This window comes from Paenibacillus montaniterrae (assembly GCF_018403185.1).
In the GTDB taxonomy this organism is placed as follows: domain Bacteria; phylum Bacillota; class Bacilli; order Paenibacillales; family Paenibacillaceae; genus Pristimantibacillus; species Pristimantibacillus montaniterrae.
In genome coordinates this window covers 1-1,289 of the sequence record NZ_BOSE01000026.1, presented here as the reverse complement: position 1 = coordinate 1,289, position 1,289 = coordinate 1, and the positions used below count along the sequence as shown (strand labels likewise).

The 1,289-nt window shown below is 55.1% G+C and carries 1 rRNA gene; it reads right to left on the bottom strand.

The features are described 5' to 3' along the window. Positions 1-2: 2 nt before the first annotated feature. A 23S ribosomal RNA gene (locus KJS52_RS26935) occupies positions 3-1,289 on the bottom strand; the annotation flags it as partial.

The following is a 1,289-nucleotide window of genomic DNA, read 5'->3' as shown; positions in this document are numbered from 1 at the left end:
TTTAGGATAAGCCCTCGACCGATTAGTACTGGTCAGCTCCATGCATTGCTGCACTTCCACCCCCAGCCTATCAACCTCGTCGTCTTCAAGGGGTCTTACTAGTTGGGAAATCTCATCTTGAGGGGGGCTTCACGCTTAGATGCTTTCAGCGCTTATCCCTTCCGTACTTGGCTACCCAGCGGTGCTCCTGGCGGAACAACTGGTACACCAGCGGTACGTCCATCCCGGTCCTCTCGTACTAAGGACAGCTCCTCTCAAATTTCCTACGCCCGCGACAGATAGGGACCGAACTGTCTCACGACGTTCTGAACCCAGCTCGCGTACCGCTTTAATGGGCGAACAGCCCAACCCTTGGGACCTACTTCAGCCCCAGGATGCGATGAGCCGACATCGAGGTGCCAAACCTCCCCGTCGATGTGGACTCTTGGGGGAGATAAGCCTGTTATCCCCAGGGTAGCTTTTATCCGTTGAGCGATGGCCCTTCCATTCGGTACCACCGGATCACTAAGCCCGACTTTCGTCCCTGCTCGACTTGTTGGTCTCGCAGTCAAGCTCCCTTCTGCCTTTACACTCTTCGAATGATTTCCAACCATTCTGAGGGAACCTTTGGGCGCCTCCGTTACATTTTAGGAGGCGACCGCCCCAGTCAAACTGCCCGCCTGACACGGTCCCTTCACCAGCTTCATGGTGACAGGTTAGAACTCCGATACGATCAGGGTGGTATCCCAACGGCGCCTCCACACAAGCTGGCGCTCATGCTTCGTAGGCTCCCACCTATCCTGTACAGATCGTACCAAAGTCCAATATCAAGCTGCAGTAAAGCTCCATGGGGTCTTTCCGTCTTGTCGCGGGTAACCTGCATCTTCACAGGTATTAAAATTTCACCGGATCTCTCGTTGAGACAGCGCCCAATTCGTTACGCCATTCGTGCGGGTCAGAATTTACCTGACAAGGAATTTCGCTACCTTAGGACCGTTATAGTTACGGCCGCCGTTTACTGGGGCTTCGGTTCACAGCTTCGGATTGCTCCTAACCGCTCCCCTTAACCTTCCAGCACCGGGCAGGCGTCAGCCCGTATACGTCGTCTTACGACTTTGCACAGACCTGTGTTTTTGCTAAACAGTCGATTGGGCCTTTTCACTGCGGCCCCCTCGGGCTATTCACCCTACCGGGGCACCCCTTCTCCCGAAGTTACGGGGTCATTTTGCCGAGTTCCTTAACGAGAGTTCTTCCGCGCGCCTTAGCATGCTCTGCTCGCCTACCTGTGTCGGTTTGCGGTACGGGCACCT